The sequence below is a fragment of the Nocardia sp. NPDC127579 genome (assembly GCF_042672005.1).
Taxonomy (GTDB): domain Bacteria; phylum Actinomycetota; class Actinomycetes; order Mycobacteriales; family Mycobacteriaceae; genus Nocardia.
The window spans coordinates 147322-165898 of the sequence record NZ_JBHXVZ010000008.1 but is presented as its reverse complement, the minus strand read 5'-3'; the positions used below and the strand labels follow the sequence as shown (position 1 = coordinate 165898).

The 18577-nt window shown below is 67.4% G+C and carries 17 protein-coding genes; 10 read left to right on the top strand and 7 right to left on the bottom strand.

The features are described from left to right. Position 1 precedes the first annotated feature (1 nt). A complete protein-coding gene (locus ACFVMC_RS25855; protein ID WP_379214353.1) occupies positions 2-799 on the bottom strand; it encodes a M50 family metallopeptidase in 798 nt (265 codons plus the stop codon). 96 nt (positions 800-895) lie between these two features. Then, complete coding sequence (locus ACFVMC_RS25850; RefSeq protein WP_379214351.1) at positions 896-1945, bottom strand: Gfo/Idh/MocA family oxidoreductase; 1050 nt, start codon at positions 1943-1945, stop codon at positions 896-898. A gap of 150 nt (positions 1946-2095) precedes the next feature. Between ACFVMC_RS25850 and ACFVMC_RS25845 the strand changes: the two genes are divergently transcribed. The 3 genes from ACFVMC_RS25845 (at position 2096) to ACFVMC_RS25835 (ending at position 5892) form a co-directional block, all read left to right on the top strand. Further along, complete coding sequence (locus ACFVMC_RS25845; RefSeq protein WP_379214349.1) at positions 2096-3685, top strand: alpha-L-fucosidase; 1590 nt, start codon at positions 2096-2098, stop codon at positions 3683-3685. 66 nt (positions 3686-3751) lie between these two features. Beyond that, positions 3752-4387, top strand: coding sequence for a YitT family protein (locus ACFVMC_RS25840; protein ID WP_379214347.1), 636 nt, complete (start codon positions 3752-3754; stop codon positions 4385-4387). Positions 4388-4482: 95 nt separating this feature from the next. Then, complete coding sequence (locus ACFVMC_RS25835) at positions 4483-5892, top strand: amino acid permease (RefSeq protein WP_379214346.1); 1410 nt, start codon at positions 4483-4485, stop codon at positions 5890-5892. 60 nt (positions 5893-5952) lie between these two features. Here ACFVMC_RS25835 and ACFVMC_RS25830 read toward each other — a convergent pair whose 3' ends face one another. Both ACFVMC_RS25830 and ACFVMC_RS25825 read right to left on the bottom strand, forming a co-directional pair. After that, a complete protein-coding gene (locus tag ACFVMC_RS25830) occupies positions 5953-7365 on the bottom strand; it encodes an MDR family MFS transporter (RefSeq protein ID WP_379214344.1) in 1413 nt (470 codons plus the stop codon). 87 nt (positions 7366-7452) lie between these two features. Continuing rightward, positions 7453-8292, bottom strand: coding sequence for an SAM-dependent methyltransferase (locus ACFVMC_RS25825; RefSeq protein WP_379214342.1), 840 nt, complete (start codon positions 8290-8292; stop codon positions 7453-7455). A 245-nt stretch (positions 8293-8537) separates the two neighbouring features. Between ACFVMC_RS25825 and ACFVMC_RS25820 the strand changes: the two genes are divergently transcribed. The 4 genes from ACFVMC_RS25820 to ACFVMC_RS25805 all read left to right on the top strand — a co-directional run bounded on the left by ACFVMC_RS25820 (position 8538) and on the right by ACFVMC_RS25805 (position 11769). Further along, positions 8538-8822 (top strand): hypothetical protein, encoded by a 285-nt coding sequence (locus ACFVMC_RS25820; protein ID WP_379214340.1) that lies wholly within the window; start codon positions 8538-8540, stop codon positions 8820-8822. 353 nt (positions 8823-9175) lie between these two features. Next, complete coding sequence (locus tag ACFVMC_RS25815; RefSeq protein WP_379214338.1) at positions 9176-9577, top strand: hypothetical protein; 402 nt, start codon at positions 9176-9178, stop codon at positions 9575-9577. Next, on the top strand, positions 9577-10731 hold the full coding sequence (locus ACFVMC_RS25810; RefSeq protein ID WP_379214336.1) for a thiolase family protein: 1155 nt from the start codon (positions 9577-9579) through the stop codon (positions 10729-10731). Before ACFVMC_RS25815 ends, ACFVMC_RS25810 begins: the two co-directional genes overlap by 1 nt. Before the next feature lie 21 nt (positions 10732-10752). Then, positions 10753-11769, top strand: coding sequence for a zinc-binding dehydrogenase (locus tag ACFVMC_RS25805; protein ID WP_379214334.1), 1017 nt, complete (start codon positions 10753-10755; stop codon positions 11767-11769). Positions 11770-11858: 89 nt separating this feature from the next. Here the strand turns inward: ACFVMC_RS25805 and ACFVMC_RS25800 are convergent, their stop codons facing one another. The 3 genes from ACFVMC_RS25800 to ACFVMC_RS25790 are packed head-to-tail and all read right to left on the bottom strand — an operon-like array spanning position 11859 to position 15100. Beyond that, entirely contained in the window at positions 11859-12776 is a 918-nt protein-coding gene (locus tag ACFVMC_RS25800; protein WP_379214332.1) for an SDR family NAD(P)-dependent oxidoreductase, read from the bottom strand. 1 nt (position 12777) lies between these two features. After that, a complete protein-coding gene (locus tag ACFVMC_RS25795) occupies positions 12778-13569 on the bottom strand; it encodes a crotonase/enoyl-CoA hydratase family protein (RefSeq protein WP_379214330.1) in 792 nt (263 codons plus the stop codon). Continuing rightward, complete coding sequence (locus ACFVMC_RS25790; protein WP_379214328.1) at positions 13562-15100, bottom strand: class I adenylate-forming enzyme family protein; 1539 nt, start codon at positions 15098-15100, stop codon at positions 13562-13564. The genes ACFVMC_RS25795 and ACFVMC_RS25790 overlap by 8 nt, the downstream gene beginning before the upstream one ends. A gap of 196 nt (positions 15101-15296) precedes the next feature. Between ACFVMC_RS25790 and ACFVMC_RS25785 the strand changes: the two genes are divergently transcribed. The 3 genes from ACFVMC_RS25785 (at position 15297) to ACFVMC_RS25775 (ending at position 18549) form a co-directional block, all read left to right on the top strand. Beyond that, a complete protein-coding gene (locus ACFVMC_RS25785; RefSeq protein ID WP_379214326.1) occupies positions 15297-16616 on the top strand; it encodes a DUF2236 domain-containing protein in 1320 nt (439 codons plus the stop codon). Between the two features lie 105 nt (positions 16617-16721). Next, positions 16722-17534, top strand: coding sequence for an SDR family NAD(P)-dependent oxidoreductase (locus tag ACFVMC_RS25780; RefSeq protein WP_379214324.1), 813 nt, complete (start codon positions 16722-16724; stop codon positions 17532-17534). A gap of 40 nt (positions 17535-17574) precedes the next feature. After that, complete coding sequence (locus tag ACFVMC_RS25775; protein ID WP_379214322.1) at positions 17575-18549, top strand: DUF3068 domain-containing protein; 975 nt, start codon at positions 17575-17577, stop codon at positions 18547-18549. Positions 18550-18577: the final 28 nt, after the last annotated feature.

Below are 18577 nucleotides of genomic sequence, written 5' to 3'. Positions count from 1 at the left end.
GTCAGCCGAGCCAGGCCGGGGCCGGGCAGTCACCCGAGATCACCGGAATGCAGACACCGGTCGCGTCGGAGAGGAGGAACCCACTACCTACCGCCAGGCAGCCGACGGCGATGCCCCCGAAGATCAGCACCCACAGCAGCCCGGGCAGACGGGTGAGGCGGGCGAGCTGATCGGCATCGGAATCGACGCCGCCGGGATTGCGCTGACGGCGTCGCCGGCCGCGCTGCAACTCCAGCACCGGACGCGCTCCGGCCAGCAGCAGGAACCACGCGCCGAGGTAGGCGAAGGCGGCCTGCACCGTGTCGGTGCCGAACCAGGACACCGCGAACGTCAGTGCGCCCAAACCGAATACGGTGACCACGCCGTAGACGTTGCGCACCTTGATCAGCACGGCGGCCAGCAGCACGATCGCGGTCCACAGCATGAGCGTGATGCGGTTCGCGCCGAGCAGCGCCGCGAAGCCCAGGCCGAGCAGCGGCGGCGCGGGATAGCCGGCCATAGCGGTCAGGATCATGCCGAGGCCGTAGGGCTTGCCGCTGGAGACGGTGAGCCCGGAGGTGTCCGAATGCAGGGTGATGCTGTTGAGCCGCCGCCCGGTGAGCAACGCGAACAGCGCGTGCCCGCCCTCGTGCGCGATGGTCACCACATTGCGGGTCACCCGCCACACCGGTGAATAGGCGACCAGTATCAGCGCGATCACGCCGGTGAGCACCACCAGCTGCCACGACGGCGGCAGCTGGGTCGTCTGTAGCCGATCGGCGATAGACGCGCCCCGGTCGATCAATTCCGCATTGTCCACCGCCGCACCCTATCGGCGCGCTCGGACGCGGTCCACCAGACGAATTCACCGCGCGGGATGCGCAGCGATCCGCGGGTTCCGGACGCCGGTGCTTGCCTACACCGCGCGGGCCGCATCGGATGCGGCCGAGGCGCGAGCTGTTTCGAGGATGTGCAGTGCGGTCACGGCATCGCGCGGGTCGACGGGAACGGGCGCGCCGTGCAGCACGGTGTCGGCCATGGCGGTGTAGAAGGCGAGGTAGTTGCCGGGCAGGGTCGGGATCGGGCGCGATCCGGGGTCGGCGCCGAGCGTGCCCCACTCCGTGGAATCGACCGTGCCCCACGAAGGTTCGCCGGGACGCCGACCTGCACGCAGGGCTGCCTCCTGGGGATCCAGGCCGTCCACGACGTACCCGGCCGCCGAACCGAGCACTCGGAAGCGGGGCCCCAGGCGCGGTGTCACGGCGCTCATCCAGAGGTGCGAGCGAACACCGGATTCGTGGGTGAGAGCCAGGAACGCGTCGTCGTCGGTCCGGATTCCGGCTCGACGGCAGTCCAGTTCGCAGTACACCGAGCGGACCGGCCCGAACAGTGTCAGTGCCTGGTCGAGCAGATGCGTGCCCAGGTCGAGCAGGATGCCCGCACCGTCCGCGGCATCGCCGACCTCGCGCCAGCCGCCCTTGGGGACCGGCCGCCAGCGTTCGAAACGGGATTCGAAGCGGCGTACCTCGCCGAGTTCGCCGGTGTTGATCAGGTGCCCCACCGTGCGGAAATCGCCATCCCACCGTCGATTCTGGAATACCGTGAGCGGCAGGCCGTCGCGGTCTGCCTGTGCGACAAGGGCTTCGGCGTCGGCGGAGGTGACCGCGAACGGCTTGTCCACCACCACCGCGACTCCGGCGGCCAGCGCTCGCTGCGCCAGCGGGGCATGGGTGCGGTTCGGTGTGGCGATCACGACCAGGTCGATGCCGGACAGGTCCGCGAACAGCGCGTCCGCGTCGGGCAGTACGCGCACCCCCGGATGTTCCCGCTCGGCCTGCGCCGCCCGTCGCGCCGATCCGGTGACCACCGCGGCCACCCGCATGCGCGGTTCGGCGGCGATCAGCGGCGCGTGGAATACCGATCCCGCCAGCCCGTACCCGATCACGGCAACCCCGACACTGTTCATATCGCCGACGCTACCGCCGCGCACCGGTCCCGTCGGTGAGCACCGCGGCGGCTCGGGCGCGCGGCTCATCCGCCGGTACTACCGGAGACCGACCCGCGATGGGTCTTCGGTATGACGACAGCGCCGGTGATCCGCCCATAGCGTTGTGCTATGACCTCCGGTTCCCGTGTCCGCCGCCTCGCCCGGATCGCACTGCGCGCCGGGATCGCCGCGCTGGCGCTGGGGGTGCTGGCCGCCGCGGTCCTCGGCATCGGATCCTGGCGGTGGGCTCGTATCGACGACGCGAAGGCGGCCATGACCACTACGGGCCCATACGACAGCACGCTGGATTCGCTGCGGAAGCACCCGCTGCCCGCCTGGTTCCAGGACGCCAAGTTCGGGATCATGCTGCATTGGGGCCCGTATTCGGTCCCGGGTTTCGCGCCGACCGGTCGGACCTTCACCGAGACGGTCGTCGGGGACTACGACCACGCGCTGACCCGCAGCCCGTATGCCGAGGACTACGCCAACCAGATCAAGGATCCGGATTCCCCGGCGGCGGCCTATCACCGTGCCACCTACGGCGCGGCCGACTACGCCGATATCGCGCGGAAGTTCGAGGCGGAACTGGCCGGATGGGACCCGGACGCCTGGGCCGAGTCGTTCCGCGCCGCCGGCGCCTCCTACGTGGTGCTGACCGCCAAGTACGCCGACGGCTACGCCCTGTGGCCTTCGGCCGTGCACAACCCGCATGCCCCCGATTTCCGATCGAAGCGCGACCTGGTCGGGGAGCTGGCGGCCGCGGTGCGGGCGCGGGGGATGAAGTTCGGCCTCTACTACTCCGGCGGCGTCGACTGGACGTTCCAGCCTCGCGTGGTGAACACGCTGGGGGACTACCTCTTCCTGCCCTACGGCGCCGACTACGCCGATTACGCGGAGGCGCAGGTGCGTGAACTGGTGCAGCGATATCGGCCGGACATCCTCTGGAACGACATCGGCTGGCCCACCGGGCAGCAGCGGTTGAACGCGCTGTTCGCCGACTACTACAACACCGTTCCCGAGGGCGTCGTCAACGACCGCTGGCAGACCGCGTCGTTCCGGAAGCAGATCATGGGGTGGCAGCCGCTGCGCTGGGGATTCGATCGCTTCATGGAATGGGTGGTGTCGCGGCCCGGCGGCGCCGATCGGCTCGCCACGCCACCCGCCGTGCCGCACAGCGACTTCCGCACGCCCGAGTACACCGGTTTCGACACCGTGCAGGACACGTTCTGGCAGCAGGACCGCGGCATCGGCGGGTCTTTCGGCTACAACCGTCAGGAAACCGACGCGGACTACGCTCGCCCGGCGGACCTGCTCGCCGACCTCGCCGAGGCCGCCGCGAACAACGGCGCGCTGCTGTTGAACGTGGGTCCGAGCGGCGGTAGCGGCGTGATCGTCCCCGAACAGCAGGCTCGGCTGGAAGCCATCGGCGCGTGGCTGGCGGTCAACCGGGAGGCCGTCGACGGGACCCGGCCGTGGCAGACGTCCACGGCGTCGGCCGCGGACGGTACCCGCGTGGTGTTCACCCGGCGCGGTTCCGAGATATACCTGATCGTGCTGGGGTGCCCGACCGGTCCGGTCACCGTGCGCGGCGTGGCGCTGGCCGGTACCGCCCGGCTCCTCGGTGCTACTGGAACCGTGACGCTGACCCGGCAGGGTCCCGACACCGTGCTGGACGCGCCGTTCACCGGTGAGTTCGGGCCGGTCGTCCGGATCGGCTGAGGGCAGCAGGCCAGAGTTCGGGAACTGGCTCTGTATTTGCGGGCCAGTCAACGGCATTCTGGTCGAATGCTGGTTCGTCGTCTGGCCGCGCTGTACAGCGGGCTGTGGTTGTACGGGTTCTCCATGGCGGTGATGATCCGCGCGGGGCTCGGGCTGGACCCGTGGGATGTGTTCCATCAGGGCGTGGCCGCGCATGTCCCGCTCAGCTTCGGCGCGGTCACCGCCGTCACCGGTGTGGTGGTGCTACTGCTGTGGATCCCGTTGCGGCAGAAGCCCGGTCTGGGCACCATCAGCAATGTCATCGTGATCGGCCTGTCGGTCGATGCCGGTTTGTGGCTGCTGCCGGACTGGGATTCGATACTTACCCGGGCGGGTGCGATGCTGCTGGCCGTCGTGCTCAACGCGGTTGCCACGGTGCTGTATATCGGCGCGGGAATGGGGCCGGGTCCACGCGATGGCCTGATGACTGGTCTGGTTCGCCGCACCGGATGGTCGGTCCGGTCGATCCGCACCAGCATCGAGGTGACGGTGTTGGCTGTCGGGTTCCTGCTCGGCGGCAGCGTCGGCATCGGCACGCTGGTCTACGCCTTCGGCATCGGACCGCTGATCCAGCTGATGGTCCCGCTGGTCGACCGCTACCTGCCCGGATTCCACGATCATCGCCGTGAGCCGGTTCCCGAAACCCCGCTGGCGACCGCCTGATCCCCTTCGCGGCCCCGGCGGCTCGCGTCGTGGCATGACCATCGGCTGTTAGCCAGCCGGTAGCGTGTCGCCTCGAACGAGGAAGGGAAACAGCCATGACAACCTCCGACCGTCGGCTACCAGCGGACGTGGAGTCACCCCGGACGGCCGGACCGGTCGAAGAGGGCTACGCGCGCGGACTGAATCCGCGCACCATTCAGATGATCGCCATCGGCGGCGCCATCGGCACCGGCCTCTTCTACGGTGCCGGCGGCGCGATCGAGCAGGCCGGCCCTGCGCTCATCCTGGCCTATCTGGTCGCGGGTCTGGCCATCTTCGTGATCATGCGGGCGCTGGGCGAGCTGCTCACCTACCGCCCGGTGTCCGGCAGCTTCGCCGAGTACGCGCACGAATTCCTCGGTCGCTTCGCCGGATTCGTGACCGGATGGTCCTACTGGGCGGTGTGGGTGGCGACCTGCATGGCCGAGATCACCGTCGCCGGCAAGTACGTGCAGTACTGGTTCGATATCGATGTCTGGATCACCGCGCTGGTGGTGCTGGCGGTGATGTACGCGGCGAACCTGATCTCGGTGCGCCTGTTCGGCGAGGGCGAATTCTGGTTCTCCACCATCAAGGTGACTGCCATCGTCGGCATGATCCTGCTCGGCATCGGCGTGCTCACCATCGGGTTCGGCCACGCGACCAATCCGACGGTCACCAACCTCTGGGCCGACGGCGGCGTGTTCCCGAACGGATTCGGTGAGTCGCTGCTGGTGTTGCAGATCGTGCTGTTCGCCTATGTCGGTGTCGAACTGGTCGGCGTCACCGCGGGGGAGGCACGCGAACCGCGCAAGACCCTGCGCAAGGCGATCAACACCCTGCCGTTCCGGATCGGGCTGTTCTATGTGGGCGCGCTCGTGGTGATCATGTCGGTGTCGAGCTGGCGCAACTTCCACGAGGGCAAGAGCCCGTTCGTGGAGGTGTTCCAGCAGATCGGCATTCCGGGCGCGGCCGGTCTGATCAATTTCGTGTTGCTCACCGCGGCGCTCTCGTCCTGTAACTCCGGTATCTACTCGACCGGTCGCATGCTGCGCACCCTGTCGCTGCACGGCGAGGCCCCCGCCGCGTTGAACAAGCTCAGCTCGCGCGCGGTGCCCTATATCGGGATCACCGCCTCGGCCGCGGTCATGGTCATCGGCGTCATCGTGAACGTGATCTCACCGGACAAGGCGTTCGCCTACATCACCTCGGTGAGCACGATCGGCATCATCTTCGTCTGGGGCATGATCCTGGTCTGTCACCTCATCTACCGTGCCCGCGTCAAGCAGGGCCTGCTTCCGGCCAGCGACTACCGCCTGCCGGGTGCACCGATCACCACCTGGCTGGCGCTGGCCTTTCTCGCCCTGGTCGTCGTCCTGCTGTTCCTCACCGAGAGCGGCCGCACCGCCATCGCCGTCGGTGTGGGCTGGGGTGTTCTGGTGTGCGGCGGATACTTCGCCCTGACCCGGCTGAAGACCGCCCGGTAACCCCGAATCCGCCTGCCGCGCAACGGTGCGCGCGCGGCAACGGTGCATCGAATGCGGAAATCAGCGGGTTTCCGGCATGCGGGGGAGCATGAGCGAGGCGGCGATCATGACGACCGTCGCCACCGCGACAGCGATGAACACCAGGTGCACCGCCGCGGACAGGACGGCGGGCGCCGGGTGGTCGGCGCCCTGCACCCGGGAGTTCACGATGGCGCCGAAGGCGGCGACACCGACCGCGCTGCCGATCGAACGGGCGAACATGTTCGTCGAGGTGACCACGCCGCGTTCATGCCATTGCGCACTGGACTGCGCCGCGATGATCGACGGCGTCGACACCAGGCCCATACCGAGGCCGATGAGGAAGCACGATCCGGCCAGCTGCCACACCGTCGACCCCTCACCCGCCAGCAGCAGCGACGCGGCGCCGACGGCCGCGACACCGCTGCCGATCAGCGCGCTGTTGCGGAACCCGATGCGCATGTACACCTTTCCGGCCAGCGAACCGGTGATCGGCCAGCCCAGGGTCAGCGCGCCCACCCCCAGCCCGGCGACGAGCGCGCTGCTGCCCAGCACGCCCTGGGCGAATGTCGGGACATAGGAGGTCAATCCGAGCAGCACCGAACCCACCAGCAGCGAGATCACGCTGCTGGCCACCATCACCCGCCGGGTGAGGACCCACAGCGGCAGAATCGGATTCGCCGCGCGCCGCTCCACCAGCGCGAACACCACAAGCGCCAGCCCGCCGCCGACGAAGATGCCGATCCCGACCGGCGAGGTCCAGGCCCAGGCGTGGCCGCCTTCCAGCAGTCCCAGAATGAGGGCGCCCGCGCCGAGGGTGAGCAGGGCGGCGCCCGGATAGTCGATTCTGGTGTGCCGCTGCTTCGGCGCTGCTTCCTTGAAGTGCCGCAGCAGCATCCACGCCGCCAGCGCGGACAGCGGCAGATTCACCAGGAAGATCCACCGCCAGCTCAGATACTCCGAGAACAGGCCGCCGAGCAGCGGGCCGAGCACCGACGAGGTGGCCCACACGGCCGCGATGTAGCCCTGCACCTTCGCGCGTTCGGTCAGCGTGTACAGATCGCCGGCGATGGTCAGCGTCATCGGCTGCACCGCGCCCGCGCCCAGCCCCTGGATCGCGCGGAAGATGATCAACCCGAGCATGCTGGTGGCCAGGCCGCACAGCAGTGAACCCAGGGCGAACACCGCGATGCCGAACAGCAGGACCGGTTTGCGGCCGAAGGTGTCGGCGAGCTTGCCGTAGATCGGCACCGTCACGGCCTGGGCCAGGAGATAGATCGAGAACAGCCACGGGAACTGCGCGAACCCGCCGAGCTGCTGGGTAATGGTCAGGATCGCGGTGGCGATGATGGTGGAATCCAGGGCGACCAGGCCCGTCGAGAGCATGAGTGCCCCGAGGACGGCGCCGCGCTCGGACCTGAGCCCGACGCCGGACGACACGGTTTCGGTCGCCACCGGCGGCCCCTTTCGTTCGTTGGACTAACTTGTTCCAACGAACGTATCGTCCCCGTAGCTATTCCCGCATGGAACTTTTCCGCCCGGTCAGGGCTTGCGACCCACGCCCGCCCAATACCAGGCCGATTCCGGGTCGACGGCCTCGGCCGAAGGGTGCTCGGCCAGGTCGGGCCGCCAGGTGACGACCGGGACCACGCCCGGGTCGATCAGCTCGGTACCGGCGAACAGCGACTCGGTGCCGGCGCGGCTGCGGGGATGGAAGGTGATCCCGGCGGCCTCGGCCGAATGCGTCACCCGGGCCATCGCGCGCTCGTCGAAGTCGGCGGTCGGATGCGTGATCACCAGGTAGCTCCCGGAAGGAGCCGCGTCCAGCAGTGTCCGGACGATGCCGTGCGGGTCGTTCTCATCGTCGAAGTACATCAGCACCGCGACCAGCATGATGGCGACCGGGCGCTCCAGGTCCAGGGTGGCAGCGATCGACGGGTCGTCCAGGATGCTGCGCGGATCGTGTAAGTCGGCGTGGATGAACGTCGTTCTGCCCTGCGGCGAACTCGACATCAATGCCCGGGCGTGGGCCAACACGATCGGGTCGTTGTCGACGTAGACGACCCGCGCGCTGGGTTCGGCCCGCTGTGCCACCTCGTGGGTGTTGCCCGCGGTCGGAATGCCGGTGCCGATATCGAGGAACTGGGTGATTCCGGCCTCGCGGGCCAGATAACGCACCGAGCGCCCGAGGAAGGCCCGGTTCGCCTGGGCCATGGTCCGGATAGCGGGGATGTGCCCCGCGATCGCGTCGCCGAGCGCGCGATCGGCCGGGTAATTGTCCTTTCCGCCGAGCCAGTAGTCGTAGACGCGGGCTTCGTGCGCGACGGACGTATCGATTCTGGCCGACAATCCGGGGGTGGGGTCAACCTGGGGCTGCGCCATCGAGATTCCTTCCTTGGGCGTGCGCTCAGGATAGGTTCAGCGAACCCTCAGCGGGGCAGGAATTCCCAAGCATGAGCACCGGATCTACGGCAGACTGGAGGCGATGCGCAAACTCGGTGACAAGGGGGCAGGACAGGTGCGGTGTGTCGGCCCTGTCCGCCCTTTTTCGTGTTGTTGAATGGGCCTGAACAAGACCGCACGGTCGGCGAATTCTTCACCTCGGCATCCGATAAAGGAGCATGACAGTGAGCCTGATCCTCTGCGCGTTACAAGACACCGTCGTCGCCCAGGTTGTCGGCAACCCCGCCCCGGAGGCGCCGCCCCTGGCCGACAAGCTGATGCAGATGGGCCGCTACTTCACCTGGCTGGTCCAGCTGTCCGGCATCACCGCCATCACCTACGGCGGCGGCCGCTTCGCCTGGGAGAAATGGAACGGCGGCGGCCTGCAATCGCCCAAGATGATCGCCAGCGCCATGGCCGGCGGCGCCGTCGCCACCAGCGCGGGCACCATTATGAACTCCGTGATCTGATAAATCGGTAAAAGTACCTGGTCGGAGGCGGGATCGCGCGTCAGCCCACCGCCTCCGTCCCGTATGTGTCCGTCGTGGTCTGGAACGAGAGTGTTCAGAAATCTCACGACGTCGGAAGTCGATAGCGCGCACCCGCATCCCGGCTACTTCGCTGGGCGGCGGGCCGTTCTGCGCCGATACCGGCACATGGGGCAGCCTTCGGCCGTCGACCGCACCGCCACTTGACACCATAACTAACACTGCGTGAGTATTGCTGACGCAGTGTTAGTTATGGTGCCCAGCGCGGCATCGACTGCATAACCGTCCGCCGATCACGCGTGGACAACTCACTCGGAGAATTCGAAAAGGCTTCCATGACACCGACTTCCGCCGAACCGGAGCTGTACGAGGTACTTCCCGACGGTACCCCGCTATTGCGCGGAGTGCGTGACAGCAGCGGCTTCGTATCCTTTCCCTACCAGGACGCCGGATCCCTGCTGACCGGCGAACACGGCGCGGACCTGACGCCGGTGGCCCTGAGTGGACTCGGGCGCGTTCAGGCGCTGGTGACCGTGGGGCACCATCCCGATGGTGACGGGGAGGCGCCGTGCACCATCGCTTCCATCGCCCTCGCCGAAGGTCCGATGGTGCGCGGTGTCTTGATTCACGCCGACCAAGCTCGACCTGGGTGCCTGGTGCGGGCGACGACAGTTGCCGCGCCCGGCGGTGCCGGCACACGTGACCTGCGGTTCGCCCCGATCCCCGAGGAGCTGTGATGGGTAAGCATCTGGGGCAGCTGCGCCCGGTCTACGTCGCCGGGATCGGCCTGCACCCCTTCGGGTCACCGAGTGCGCTGCCCTATATCCGGCTCGGGCTGGCCGCGGTTCGCGCCGCACTCGGCGACGCCGGCGTCGAATGGCCCTCGGTCGAGGCGACCTATACCGGCACCGCCATGCTGGGCATGGCCGCGTCCCGCCCGATGCTGCGGCATCTGGGGCGCAGTGGCGCGGCCGTGACCCAGGTGGAAAACGCTTCGGCGTCAGGCTCTTCGGCGTTCCGGTTGGCGTGTCTGGAGGTTGCGAGCGGAATCAGTGATGTTGCACTGGCTCTGGGCGTCGACAAACCGGCGCCCAGGCCGGTTGCCCAGCGTCACACCGGGATTGCGGAGCTCGCGGCCGCGCAGGTCACGCCCGCCGCCCACTTCGCGCTGCTCGCCGACGAGTTCATGCGTACTTACGGCATCGGCCCCGAACAACTCGCCGCCGTCGCGGTGAAGAACTACGGCAACGCCGCCCTCAATCCGAATGCGCAGCGGCGCAAGGCATACAGCCTCGAGGAAGTGCTCGCTGGACCACCCGTCGCCGGTGCGCTCACACGTTTGCAGTGCTGTCCGATCGGCGAGGGCGCCGCCGCCGCGATCGTCGTCTCCGAGGACGCGATCGACCGCCTCGGGATCGAGCCCCGGCGCTGCGTGCGCGTGCTGTCGTCGGTGCAGCGCAGTGAGCAGCTGTACGGCGCGAAGAGTTTCGACGCCGAACTCACCCGTGAGACCTCGGATCTGGCCCTGGAACAGGCTGGAATCGGCCCTGGCGAGATCGATCTCGTCGAACTGCACGACGCGTTCACCGTCGAGGAATTGCAGTATCTCGAGGCGATGGGCTTCAGCGCGGAAGGCCACGCCGCGGCCGACCTGGCGGCGGGGGAGTTCGACCGGGGCGGTCGGGTCGCGGTCAGCACTTCCGGCGGACTGCTCGGCGCCGGACATCCGCTCGGGCCCACAGGCTTGGCGCAGATCGCGGAGATCACCACCCAGATCCGTGGTGAGGCAGGGGTGCGACAGCATCCCGGGGCGCGAACCGGTTTGGCGCACATGGTGGGGCTCGGTGCGGTCTGCGCGGTCCATGTGCTCGCCGCCGCCACGGCCGCCTGAGCATCCGAGACGGGAGACACAGTGCGCGCCACAATTATTCACGCACCTGGTGATATCCGGGTCGAAGAAGTTCCTGACCCCGAAATCCGGCATCCCACCGACGCGATCATCCGGACCGAGGCGACCTGTGTATGCGGTACGGATCTGTGGTCGTATCGGGGCATCCATCCCGTTGCCGCACCGCAGCCGATCGGCCACGAGTACATCGGTGTGGTCGAGGAAGTCGGTAGCGAGGTCGCTACGCTGCGGCCTGGTCAGTTCGTCATCGGATCGTTCGTCGCCTCCGACAACGAATGCGAGCATTGCCGCGGCGGCTACCATTCCGCTTGCCGCAGAAGGGAACTCGTGACCGGTTGCCAGGCGGAGCTGGTTCGGATCCCGTTGGCCGACGGCACCCTCGTGGCGCTGCCGGAACAGCCCGGCCGCGAGCTCTATCCCGGCCTGCTCGCCGTGTCGGATGTCATGGGTACCGGCTGGTACGCGGCGGTCGCCGCGGAGGTGCGTCCTGGTGCGGTCGTCGCCGTGGTCGGTGACGGTGCGGTCGGCCTGTGTGGGGTCATCGCGGCGAAAGAGCTGGGCGCGCAGCGGATCATCGTGATGAGCCGGAATCCGGAACGCCAGCGCCTCGCGCTGGGGTTCGGGGCCACCGATCTGGTCGCCGAGCGGGGTGCGGCGGGCATCGCCGCGGTCAGGGAGCTGACGGCCGGTTCGGGCGCCGGCTCGGTGCTCGAATGCGTGGGTACCGGCGAATCCCTCCAGCAGGCTCTGGGGATCGTCCGCCCGGGCGGCAACATCGGGTTCGTCGGACTTCCCGCCGGCGTGGACATTTCGGGTCGGCAGCTTTTCCACTCGCACGCGGGGGTGCGCGGCGGCATGGCGCCGGTACGCCGGTTCCTCCCCGATCTGATCGATCGAGTGCTCGGCGGCATCATCGATCCCGGCCTGGTCTTCGACCTGGTCACCCCGTTGGACAACGTGGCCGAGGCCTATCGCGCGATGGACGCGCGGCAGGCCACCAAGGTCTATCTACAGCCCTGAGAGGAGGTTCCCCGCAGATCGGAGGTGGGTGGAATCGACATCCGAGATCGCGGGGAAACCTCAGTTCGGGGCGGGGGCGCGGTGGTCGATCACATTGAGCGTGTTCCCCCGTTTACCGGGATTACCTGGCCGGTCACATAGTTCGACAGCGGTGAGCACAGCCAGAAGATCGCGTCGGCGGCTTCAGTGATCGTGCCTGTCCGGCCCAGCGACACCAACGGCATCGGTCGCGACGCGTAGACCTCGTCGTCGGTGGGCGGAATGTCGGTGGCGTCGGCTATGCCCAGTCGCTGTGCCTGCTTGGCCGACATGCCGACCCGGATCTCGCGACCACCCGTGTGCAGGACTTCGCGATCGGATTGGGGCTGCCCGAAGCGGGTTTGGATGATTCCGAAAGCGACCGCGTTCACCGTGACATTCATCGAGCCCCATTCCTGGGCGAGACTACGCATCAATCCGAGCACGCCGGCCTTGGCCGAAGCGTAGTTGGCTGCACCGTCGAGTCCGATGAGCCCCGCCATCGACGACACCATCACTGTCTTACGATGGCGCACGACTCCTTTCGCGGCATCAGCCTGTGCCGCCGCGCGGAATACGGGGGCACACGCGCGGGCGAGCCGGAACGGGACGATGAGGTGGATATCGAGCATGGCTTGGAACTGGTCGTCGGTCATGGCGTGCACTCGGCCGTCCCAGGCGTATCCGGCATTGTTCACCACGATGTCCAGGCCGCCGAAGTGCGTGCACGCATAGGCGACGAGTTCGTCGCAGACACCGGGGGCGACGAGGTCGGCGACGAATGCCGCGGCCGTGTCGGGTCCGTAGACGTCGTTGATCGCGCTGACCATTTCGTCGGCCTTGTCTTTGTCGACGTCGGCGACGACAACCTTGGCGCCGTTGGCGGCCAGCACCGTGGCGGTGGCACCGCCGATCCCGCGTGAGCCGCCGGTCACGACCGCGACCTGTCCGGCGAGCAGGCTGCTTTCGACACTGGGCTTTCGCGCCATCTCAGCGTCCTTTCCATATCGGTGCCCGCTTCTCGGCGAAGGCCCGTAAGCCCTCACGCAGATCCTCCGACTGCTGGACCGGGGCGACATACTTCATTTGGTTGGTCCAGGACTCGGCGTCGGTCCAAGCCTGGGAGTTGACCACGATCTGCTTGCTCGCCCGCACGGCCAGCGGCCCGGCGGCGCAGATATCACGGGCCAGCTCGAGCGCCCCGTCGACGGCACCGCCCGGCTCGGTGAGCCGGTTGATCAATCCGAATTCAGCGAACTGCGTTGCCGACACCGGCTTTCCGGTCAGGATGAGTTCCATGGCCAGGTGATAGGGAATGCGTTTGGGCAGCCGGAAGCACCCACCGCCGATGGCCACCAGCGACCGCGCGGTCTCGGGCAACCCCATGCCGGCCGTGCGCGAGGACACGATGAGGTCGCAGGCAAGGCACAACTCCAGGCCGCCCGCCAGCGCATGCCCCTCGACGGCGGCGATGAGGGGTTTGATCGGAGGCCGGGCCATCACGCCGAACGCGCCGCGGCGTTCGGTGACTCCCATGTCACCGGTCGCGGCGGCGATGAGGTCCTGCCCTGCGGAGAACACCGTGTCCGAGCCGGTCAGGATCGCGCAGCGCAGCGTGTCGTCGGCCTCGTAGTGGTCGATCGCCGCTTCCAGTGCGCGAGCTGTCGCTCCGTCGAAGGCGTTGCGACGGTCGGGGCGGTCGATTCGGATGAGCAGGATCTGCTCGTCGATCACCGTCGTCGTGACAGCGGGCCTGTCGGCGCTGTCCAACCGGTCAGACATTGCGTTGCCGTCCTTCCCAATATGGTTGGCGTAGTTCGGTTTTGACGACTTTCCCGGTCGGGTTGCGCGGCAGGTCGTCGACGAAGGCGAATCGGCGTGGCCGTTTGTAGCCGGCGAGGCGGGGTTCGAGGTGGGCCAGTAGATCCGCTTCGGTGAGTTCGGCGCCGGTGGCCGCAACGACGAAAGCCATGGGCTTCTCACCGAATTCGTCGTCGGGGATGCCGATGACTGCGGCATCGACCACCCGTGGGTGAGTCACCAGCGCCTTCTCGACCTCGGCCGGATAGATGTTCACCCCGCCCGCCACGATCATGTCCTTGATCCGGTCGGTGATGAACAGGAATCCGTCGTCGTCGAGATGGCCGACGTCGCCCGTGCGGTAGAAACCGTCCTTGATCACGTCTTCGCCGAGCATCGCGCCACCAAGGTAGTTGCGCAGCAGGGTCGGGGTGCTGACCGCGATCTCACCCAGCAGCCCGGGCGGCAGCCGGTTCCAGTCCTGATCGACGATCGCGATTTCCACCCCGTCGTAGGGACGGCCGCTGGTGCCCGGTTTGCTCAGTTGGTATCGGGGTTCGGTGTAGCTGATCATGCCGGCCTCGCTGGCGCCGTACTGCTCCCACAAGACGCCCTCGCCAAAGGTATCGATCACCCACTCTTTGAGGTCGTGCGGTACGGCGGCCGCGCCCAAGCCGAGACTTCGCAGTGACGAGGTGTCGAAACGCCCACGAACATCGTCGGACAGCCTGCGAATACGCAGCATCATCGTGGGCACGGCGCCCCAGGACTGGATCTTGTGCTCCTCGATCAGCCGCAGCGCCTCCTCGGGTACGAAGGGATCGAGAGCGACAACAGTCCCGCCGCGCGCGTGGGCCTGCGCCGCGAGCATCGGCCCGGCGCCGTGATGAACCGGCATCGTGAGCAGGATCCGGACGCCGTCGGGCTGCGGCGGGATCGACTCCACCGACTTCGCGTAGCGGGCGAGGCGATCTTGATCCGCGCCGAGCCCGCGCTCCGGCGGCACGCCTCTCGGTCGGCCGGTCGTGCCCGAGGTGTAGAGCACCATCGCGGGGCGGGCAGCGCCGAAGCGTGGGAGAGCGTCGTAGGTTTCGGCGAGGTCCTCGTAGGCGACCCCTGGGCCGGGGTCGTCCTGGCCCACGGTCACCAGCAGGCCCACGTTCTCCGCTTCCCAGTCACCGACGTCGATATCGTTGCACGCCAGCCCTTTCGCGGCGCTGTCGCGCAGGATGTAGACGGCCTCGCGCGGTGTCAGTCGCCAGTTCACTGCGACCTGTACGACTCCGAGTTTCTGCAGGGCGCGCTGGAGCACGAACCATTCCGGAGACAGCCGAAACCGCATTCCGAGTCGATCGCCGCTGCGGAGCCCACATCGGGCGAGGCCCTCGGCGACACGGTCGGCGGTGTCGTTCCACTGCCTGTAGGTCATGACGGTGTTTCCGCAAACGATCGCAGGCCGATCAGGGCGATGTCTGGCCCAGAACTCCGGAGATCCCTCTTCGGGCTCGGTCATCGTTGTCCTACCTTTCGCGCGTCGGTGTTCGACGAGCGCCGGGCGGGGCTGTCCCTGTGCCGGCGTACCGAAATGACCGTAAGTTATTTGCTGGACGAACAGCAAGTAAATCTCACATCTCGGCGGACCGTGCTTGACAACATAACTAACACCGCGTGAGTATTACTCACGCAGCGTTAGTTATCTGGAGGGTGCTATGACGAGGTACTACCCGGGCCTGGCGGAGATCGTCCGCGGCCAGCGGGACCTACAACCGGATCTCTACGGTGATATCGACTTCGACCGGCAACCGGAACGGCTGGCGACACTGCCGGGGGAACCGGCGGCGCTGCCTACCTGGGTCGCCGACCGGGAACCTCTGCTGCGCGACGACCGAATGGTCGAACTCATCCGCACGGCGACCATGCTGGGTGACACGGTGGGTGATCCACTGGCCGCACTGTCCGCGAGATACAGCCTGACCAGCTTGATCGGCATGGTGCATCGAGCCTGTCGGGAGGGCGTCGATGCCGTGCCCGACGCGCCGCCGGAACTGGTGGCGTTCATCGCGTCGATGGAAGCCGTCCCCGATTGGATCGACATGAGCCTGGTCGGCGAAGGAGCCAGGCAGGCCCGCTTCTCGGCCGGATTGCTGTCGCCCTTCCTGACGCGGGGCGCGTTCATCGCCACCTTCACCAACACTTACGCGGCGCTGCCCATGGCCTTGACCGGCGCACTGTCCGGCCGCCGCGCCGCGCGCCGGGTCAACGAAACGGCCAACTTCTTCGCGGTCACCACGCTGCCCGGCGCGCTCGACCGGCACGGGCCGGGTTTCGAGGCGGCGGCGATGGTGCGGCTCATGCACTCGATGGTTCGCTACAACGCGCTCGCTCGGTCCGATCGCTGGGATCCCGCTGTCTACGGCGTGCCGGTGCCACAGGTCGATCAGATGCCCGCCGGGATGATCAACCTGTATATCGTCGCCCAGCGTGCGTTGCGCAAGGGGCGCACCGAATTCACCCCCGAGGAACGTGCCCTGGCCGAGTTCGGCCGGTACCGCGGCTTCTTGCTCGGGCTGCCCGAGGAGTTGCTGCCGAGTTCACCCGAGGCGATTGTGCGCGCTTTCCATACGCGTGCCGCGCTGTTGCGGGCGGGATTCGACGACGCCACCTGCGGCGAATTGGTCAGATCGACCATGGCGGCCTATCTGCGCGCCGGCAACACTCGATTCGACCGGATCGCCGACGCGGTCGAAAAGAGTTACAGCAAGGCGGGTTTCGTCGCCGCCTTCTGCCGTGGTGATCGCCATGCCGCCCGCGCCATGGGCGTCGACCTCGGCCAGGCTGATCTTGCCCGGATCGCCGTGACGGCTCCCTTCATAGTCGGGCGGTTCCTGCTGGCGCGGTTCGCCGCGCGCTTCGCCCGGCTGGCGCCCGCCGTCGACCGCTATGTCGTCCGCACGGTCGAGCGCCGCCTGGTGGCCTACGGCAATCCCGAATTCGTCACCGACGCACGAAAATACACACCGACCATCTGAAACCCACCGTTCGAGAGCCGCGTGACGCCGGGTCGCGCGGCTGATTCGGCATGCCCACCAGGAGTTCGATGTGACCGAAGCATTCGTGAAATCTGTTCTGCTCCAGTGGATCGGCAAGGGATGGTGAGCGCCGCGAAACTTCTGGATCTGACCGGCGGTGTCGCGGTCGTCACCGGCGCCGGACAGGGGGTCGGGCAGCGAATCGCCTTGCGGCTGGCGGAATTCGGTGCCGCGGTCGCGGTCAACGATATCGACGGCGAGCGCGCCGAGCGGGTGGCCGCGCAGATCATCGATCTCGGCGGCCGGGCGCGCGGATTCCCGGCCGACGTAGGCGATTTCGATGAGGTCGGGGCGATGTTCGCCGCTGTGGCCGAATCGTTCGGGCCGGTAGGCATTCTGGTCAACAACGCCGGCAATCACGGTGCCGGACCCGTGCCCGACGCGGGCGTGCCGTTCTGGATGCAGCAGCCCAGCGACTGGTTCGGGTACCTGCACGTCAACCTGGATGGTGTCCTGAATGCGACCCGGCACGCCATGGCCCATATGACGGCCGCTGGCCGCGGCCGCGTCATCACGATGATCTCGGACGCGGCTCGAGTCGGTGAAACCCATGGGCTGGAGGTGTACTCCGCGGCCAAGGCCGGCGCCGCCGGGTTCACGCGGGCGATGGCGCGGTTGGGCGGAAAGTACGGCATCACCGCCAACGCGATCGCGCTGGGCGCGACCCGCACGCCGGCAATCGAGCATCTGATCGCCGACGAGCGCTTCGCCCGTCAGGTGCTGTCCAACTATGTGCTGCGGCGTTTCGGCGAGCCCGAGGACGCGGCCGATCTGACGTTGTTCCTGGCTTCGGGAGCCGCGAGTTGGATCACGGGCCAGACCATTCCGGTCAATGGCGGATACGCGATGGCGTTGTGAACCCTCTGGACCAAACCAACTACAGCGAAGTAGGCAGAACATGTCCACATCACGATCACACCCTCGTGCCGCGCTCGCGGCGATCGGCCTCGGCGTAGCTCTGGGAGTCATCGCGATAGCGTTTCCGGTTTATGTGGAGCCCCACGCATTGAAGGTGCCGTTGACTATTCAGGCGTCCTCTACAGCGACCGGAACCGCCACCATTGTCGATGCGGCGGCGGTGATTCGGGAAAAGAAGGTGGTCTCGCGTCGAGTCCCGGTGCGTGCCACGCAGCGAGTGAGCGTAATCGAGCCCAGCGACGACGACATCATGACGATTCAGACCGCACATCGAATCAGCCGAGACGACATCGGCGATCCGCAGGGCGCGACGCTGACTGCCGCCGTCACGCAGATCACGGTGGATCGCCGGACCGGCTATCCGAAACCAGGTACGGCCGCAAAGATCTTTACGAAGGCCGACGCCGAGGCCGAAAGCCTCGTGGTCGACGGCTTGCATTTCAAGTTCCCGTTCGAGACCAAGGCCGGCCCCTACCGGTTCTTCGACCATACCGCTCACAACAGCTACACCATGGAATTTCAGTCGGCCGAGGAGGTCGACGGGTTGGAGGTCTATCACTTCAAATCCGAAACGCCAGTTGTGACAATCGGCGGCGGTGTGTCGTTGCCCGCAGAGCATTTCGGCGGGAACGTCGGAGACCGGCTGACCGCGAATCGGTATTACCACGCGGTGCGCGATCTGTGGGTGGAGCCGAGAACAGGACTGATCGTCGATGCCCGCCAATCCGCGCGCCAGTACGTCGCTCCGGACCCGAACAGCCGGCACCGGGTGACCTTGATCGAGGTCGACGCGGGTTGGGACGAGGCAACGCGCACAGAGCAGTTCGCCAGCGCTACCGAGGCCAAGGCGCTGATCCAATGGGGATTGCGACGGGCGCCCTGGTTGGCGGGCCTCGCGGCGGCGGCGAGCCTTGCGCTGGGCGTGATCGGTCTGCGGCGCCGCCGCGCATCATGAGGGTGGCCGAGCGCGCAGGAGCTCGAAA

Coding starts and splice junctions, on each gene's coding strand:
- ACFVMC_RS25850 (WP_379214351.1), bottom strand. CDS start 1,945: ATGAACAGTGTCGGGGTTGCCGTGATCGGGTACGGGCTGGCGGGATCG.
- ACFVMC_RS25845 (WP_379214349.1), top strand. CDS start 2,096: ATGACCTCCGGTTCCCGTGTCCGCCGCCTCGCCCGGATCGCACTGCGC.
- ACFVMC_RS25840 (WP_379214347.1), top strand. CDS start 3,752: ATGCTGGTTCGTCGTCTGGCCGCGCTGTACAGCGGGCTGTGGTTGTAC.
- ACFVMC_RS25835 (WP_379214346.1), top strand. CDS start 4,483: ATGACAACCTCCGACCGTCGGCTACCAGCGGACGTGGAGTCACCCCGG.
- ACFVMC_RS25825 (WP_379214342.1), bottom strand. CDS start 8,292: ATGGCGCAGCCCCAGGTTGACCCCACCCCCGGATTGTCGGCCAGAATC.
- ACFVMC_RS25815 (WP_379214338.1), top strand. CDS start 9,176: ATGACACCGACTTCCGCCGAACCGGAGCTGTACGAGGTACTTCCCGAC.
- ACFVMC_RS25810 (WP_379214336.1), top strand. CDS start 9,577: ATGGGTAAGCATCTGGGGCAGCTGCGCCCGGTCTACGTCGCCGGGATC.
- ACFVMC_RS25800 (WP_379214332.1), bottom strand. CDS start 12,776: ATGGCGCGAAAGCCCAGTGTCGAAAGCAGCCTGCTCGCCGGACAGGTC.
- ACFVMC_RS25795 (WP_379214330.1), bottom strand. CDS start 13,569: ATGTCTGACCGGTTGGACAGCGCCGACAGGCCCGCTGTCACGACGACG.
- ACFVMC_RS25790 (WP_379214328.1), bottom strand. CDS start 15,100: ATGACCGAGCCCGAAGAGGGATCTCCGGAGTTCTGGGCCAGACATCGC.
- ACFVMC_RS25785 (WP_379214326.1), top strand. CDS start 15,297: ATGACGAGGTACTACCCGGGCCTGGCGGAGATCGTCCGCGGCCAGCGG.
- ACFVMC_RS25775 (WP_379214322.1), top strand. CDS start 17,575: ATGTCCACATCACGATCACACCCTCGTGCCGCGCTCGCGGCGATCGGC.